Annotated in this window: 6 protein-coding genes and 1 pseudogene; all 7 read right to left on the bottom strand. The window is 49.0% G+C overall.

Annotated features, from left to right (window positions below):
* Positions 1-71: 71 nt before the first annotated feature.
* Complete coding sequence (gene acsC, locus HW443_RS09395) at positions 72-1349, bottom strand: acetyl-CoA decarbonylase/synthase complex subunit gamma (RefSeq protein WP_176238098.1); 1278 nt, start codon at positions 1347-1349, stop codon at positions 72-74.
* A gap of 256 nt (positions 1350-1605) precedes the next feature.
* A pseudogene (locus HW443_RS13995) lies at positions 1606-2543 on the bottom strand (acetyl-CoA decarbonylase/synthase complex subunit delta).
* Positions 2544-2635: 92 nt separating this feature from the next.
* Entirely contained in the window at positions 2636-3400 is a 765-nt protein-coding gene (locus HW443_RS09405) for an ATP-binding protein (protein ID WP_176236096.1), read from the bottom strand.
* Positions 3385-3516 (bottom strand): hypothetical protein, encoded by a 132-nt coding sequence (locus HW443_RS13415; RefSeq protein ID WP_258190494.1) that lies wholly within the window; start codon positions 3514-3516, stop codon positions 3385-3387. The genes HW443_RS09405 and HW443_RS13415 overlap by 16 nt, the downstream gene beginning before the upstream one ends.
* Positions 3517-3544: 28 nt before the next feature.
* Positions 3545-3685 (bottom strand): hypothetical protein, encoded by a 141-nt coding sequence (locus HW443_RS09410; protein ID WP_176235972.1) that lies wholly within the window; start codon positions 3683-3685, stop codon positions 3545-3547.
* Between the two features lie 36 nt (positions 3686-3721).
* Positions 3722-4402 carry an ATP-binding protein gene (locus HW443_RS09415; RefSeq protein WP_176238099.1) on the bottom strand — a complete coding sequence of 227 codons (681 nt, stop codon included), beginning with the start codon at positions 4400-4402 and terminating at the stop codon, positions 3722-3724.
* Between the two features lie 32 nt (positions 4403-4434).
* Positions 4435-4615, bottom strand: a 181-nt coding sequence (locus HW443_RS09420) for a hypothetical protein (protein WP_219857240.1), incomplete at its 5' end; no start/stop codon positions are given.

A 4615-nucleotide genomic window follows, 5' to 3' on the forward strand; every position in this document is an offset into this window, starting at 1 on the left:
TTATTTTAGCATGGCCGGTACAAAAAGTCAACTTTATTTTGTTACAAGCCCTAACCTGGCAACCTGACGATCTAGCTGGCGTACTTGAACTTGTACTCTTGCAGAAACCTGGGGATATCAGCAGCTTCTCTGGGGCCAACAATAACCCTCCAACCCTGGTCTTCTAGCTCGGCCTGCAACTCTCCGCTGATCTGGGCCACGTAGCCGGGTATGACCAGGTTTCGATGGGAGACCCTCTCGGCAATGCCACTCTTTTTGACGAAGAGGGCAATCTTCTCCGGGATGAACTTACCTGCTGCCCAGGCCGTAAGGACTGATTGACCCTCCGAATCCATGAGCATAAGCCAGGTGGGTGCTTTGCTCGCTTCTATTTCCCCGGAGACGATGAAATAGGTGAGGGAGAAATTGGTAGAGACTAGAACTGGTGAATTCTCATCAGGATCCCCGATATCGTATATCTTCTCCTCCACCTGCATGGGCTTCTGGGGATCGGTGAAAATATTCTGGCGCAGGATCAAAAGGGGGAACATCTTCCAGGACTCCATGGAGCGGAGAATTACCATGGACGCATACTTACAAAGATGAATCGAAGCTACCAGGGCTTCCTTGAAACTGTCTTCCGCAAAACGGTAGGCCTGGCTAATAACCGGAAAGCCCAGGGACCGAAATTTCTTAAGGAGAGCAGAGCGTCTTATATAAACCAGATCTCGGAGAGAATCCTTCAGGGAAGATGAGCCCGGATCCAGAACCAGATCCTGGACTCCGAGAGCCCTGACCTTCTCTACCAGATCGGCCAGCTTATCCAGACCTCCCGGCTCATAGATGGCCAGGGGGCAGCCATGATTCTTGGCCAGGGCGACGAAAGCTTCGTAATTTTGAGCATTGGCAGCATGAATAAGGGGCTTTTTGTTGCCTACCACAGCTAAACCAGCAGCCATGACCTCCTCGTCGAAGCTGATCAAGACCAGTGGGAAGTGGCATCTCCTATCTACCTTTTGAGCCAGGGACTTAAAAGCAACGGAGTCATCAGAGACGGACCTGAGAGCAACAAAATTGCCCCTGAGGGTCTGGCCAACCCTCTCGAAGCTGGCACTCTCCAACTCTTCAATCTTTCTCTCAATCTCTTCATCGCTGTAACTATCCTCAATAAGAATGCCTAAAGCTGTTTCATGGAAGAACCTCTTCTCATGGCGGAAAAGAACCTGCTCTTCACCCATGGAGATAGCCTTATCCAGACTCTCCTGGCCAGCGGCCAGTTTCATGGCAAAAGCAAGACAGGTGGGATAGCCACAATCCCGGCAGTTGGTCTTGGGCAGTTTTTTGAAGATCTCCAATCCAGTTAAAGCCATGGTGCTTCTTACTCCTTCCTACGTCTCTTACAACTCTACATCGATTTCATGGTTCGTGGGTGATGGACCCATCATGGCGAATCAGGTAGAAAATAGATTCTTCGTTTTCATTGTTCGCAGGAGCCGCCTCCGCATGGGCAATTAGCTAGAAAACAGCTTGCCCATTTTCATCCTCGAGAGTGCGGTCCCCGGATGACAGATTTCTTAGAAAGCGCATCAATTGATCGTAACTCCAGCCCTCTCCACAGTGCCTGGCTCACATTAGTTCATCTATCATTTCATTCACCAGTTCAGCAGCCCGGGGATGTCGCAGTATGACTACATCTGCCCCAGTCAGAAGAAAGGCCATGGTGGTGATAGCCTCCCAGGCAATTCCTCTTTTTTCCGGATCCCCAAGGGTGGGAGCCTCCTCGTAGGAGAGCTTGTTTTCCTTGATCTTCCAGACTTCGGTACCAATATCCATAATGAAGGACCTCTGAATTATGGTATCGCCCTGTTTCAGGGCCGCTATGCGGAGCCGCTCCATAACCGAATAAGTGTACTCCAGCCCGTATCCCAGAGCTCCAGTAGTGGGATCCATGATAATCCTATCCAGATCCAGCCCCAGTTGAGTAATCAGGATGTTCACCTGCTTCTGGATGTTTACGTCTACCGGGGCCTGTCCAATGACTTTTTTTTGTATCCCAGAGCAGTCGCAGTGATAGCTTTGTAGTTGTCCTCCTGGGCTGGCCCAATAATAATGTCTGATTCCGCACTGGCCTCGGCTACCTTCTTCATCACCTCGGCGTCCTTCTCCAGATTTCCTGTCCCGTAGACAATAATGGGAACATCTACTGCTTCTACCATTTTTTTGACCACCTGAGCTGCTTCTTCTGGACTCCTGCCCAGGCCATTGGGATCAGTACTGGCAAGCTTGATGCTGATGGCTCTGGCCTTAAACTCCTCCACACATTTTCTGGCCCATTTGACCGGATCTTCATAGACATCACCATAGATATCGTTCAGAATCTTGGGCCAGTTATCAGGAGCCATATCCCACACTTCCAGGGCCACCAGGGGCTTGTGGGGCATCTTCCCCTCAAAAGTATAGAAGGAGAGACAGTCCTCCCCTCCTATTGTAATTTGTTTTTTATGCCCAAAAGATAAGGTTCCAATAGTTCCAGTGTAACTATCTATAGGATCACTGTAATCCATCTACACCTTCTTTCTTCTCGAAAACAGAAAATAGACCCAGTGCACATCTCTGTACTGGGTCCCTGAGTTCCTTGCCCTCCTGGCACCATTGCCTATCTGGCTGTTACAATCTCAGCCACCAGCTTCTCCATTATACCAAAAACTGCTCGCAAGGCAAGAGAAGATTGCGGTAATTTTACCAGAGGAATTCCTTTTAGATCAAACTCCTCTATAAGGGGGTCAGGAGGGATATGGCCAATTAAATCAAATCCCAGCTCTCCGATCTTGCTTTCCAGGGCTTCTACCTGCCTGGCTGAGGTGCGATTGAGAACCAGAAAAGTCTCCTCTACTCCAATGGACAGCTCCTCGACCAGAGTCTTAATTTTCCGGGCCGCCATAAGACCTCTTTGGGTAGGATCGGAAACAATAAGCAGGATGTCCACATCCCGGGTGGTCCTGCGGCTGAGATGCTCCAGGCCGGCCTCATTATCCATGATTACGTACTTGTAACTCTTAATGAGCTTATCCATATATCTTCGGAAGAGGGCATTGGCAAAACAGTAGCAGCCGGGCCCCTCGGGCCGGCCCATTACCAGAAGATCAAAACCCTCCTCCTCTACCAAAGACTCCTCCAGCTTCAGTTCCATATATTCATCTTTGGACATACCCGGTGGAGCTTTATCAATTACGTCTTCCCGTATGTCTCCTAGGGTTGACTCTACCTTTACGCCCAAAACCTCATTCAGATTGGCGTTAGGGTCGGCATCCAGGGCCAGGACGGGAGTGAGACCCTTCTCCAAAAGATAGCGTATGGTAAGGCCGCAAAGGGTGGTTTTGCCTGTACCGCCTTTGCCGGCTACGGCTATAACTTTGCCCAATTTACATCCTCCCTTGAAAATAACGCAATTTTCATGCGACGTGGCGCGCCGCGGTGCATGGGCGATTCCCTTGAAAATAACACAATTTTCATGCGACGTGGTGCGCCGCGGTGCATGGGCGATTCCTTGTGTATATCCTCAGAACTACTTCTTGACTCCCCTCTGCCAGTCGACTTTGGACTTATGGTCGGAATTGCCTATCGGCCCTGGTGCAGCAGCCTTCAGGCCACCCCCAGTTGCCCCTTGGCCATCTGCACACATAGCTACTTTTGCCTTTATCGTCACAATTCTTTCCCAGTAGCTCTGCTATACTCACAGGCTTCAAGAGCCAGAGAGCATCTTTTCCACTGTAGGGAACTCCTCAATATTAGTGTGGGGCAGGAAGAGAGACGAAACGTATCTGTCCATAAATTTGACATTGGCAGATAGCTCTATATGAGTCACATTCTTGGCTAATTTCTCCAGTTCCCTCTGTCTGTTGAGGGAAAGAAGGGACATATAGGCACCCACGATGGCTGTGTTGCCCAAAAAATAATACTTCTGAGGATCGACATCCGGGAACATGCCTATAACGATGGCATTTACCACACTTATGTAGCGGCCAAAACCCCCGGCTATATAGATCCGGTCCAAATCTGTGGGGGAAAGGCCCACTTCTTCTAAAAGAGTGGTGATGCCCGCATAGATAGCTGCCTTAGCTCTGATTATATTATCGATATCAAACTCGGCCAGAACTATATCCTCACCCAGGACTGACTCTTCTTGAGGAACCAGAAGGTACTCATAATAGCCTTCTTTTCTTCGGATATAGGGAGAACCCAGCTCAGTATTGAACTTGCCCCTTCGGTCAATAAGCTGAGAGAGGTAAAGTTGTCCCAAAAGATCGATCATACCCGATCCGCAGATGCCCTGAGCCGGAATGCCGCCGATAGTTTGTATCTCCGGCTTACCACCGTCTCGATCAATGATCACTTTCTCGATTGCTCCAGCGGTAGCTCTCATGCCATAGGTTAGCGTATGTAACAAAATAAAGTTTACTTTTGAACCTGTTCTGTTGATTTCATTAACCTTGGCGAAATGGTATAATTCCATTCCGGATTTACATCGTGATATCGTATATTGAGTTCTTCCTCCAAACCTTTTACCTTTTTCTCTTTTGATTCTTTCTTGTGTTTCTTCTCGTGAGATTTGGCAGAACCCATTAGCACTTCCTCC

The sequence above is a fragment of the Candidatus Hakubella thermalkaliphila genome, assembly GCF_013281975.1.
Lineage (GTDB): Bacteria > Actinomycetota > Humimicrobiia > Hakubellales > Hakubellaceae > Hakubella > Hakubella thermalkaliphila.

What these genes read in the sequence shown, in the direction of transcription:
- acsC (WP_176238098.1), bottom strand. Translation starts at nt 1,349, where the DNA reads ATGGCTTTAACTGGATTGGAGATCTTCAAAAAACTGCCCAAGACCAAC.
- HW443_RS13415 (WP_258190494.1), bottom strand. Translation starts at nt 3,516, where the DNA reads ATGCACCGCGGCGCACCACGTCGCATGAAAATTGTGTTATTTTCAAGG.
- HW443_RS09415 (WP_176238099.1), bottom strand. Translation starts at nt 4,402, where the DNA reads ATGAGAGCTACCGCTGGAGCAATCGAGAAAGTGATCATTGATCGAGAC.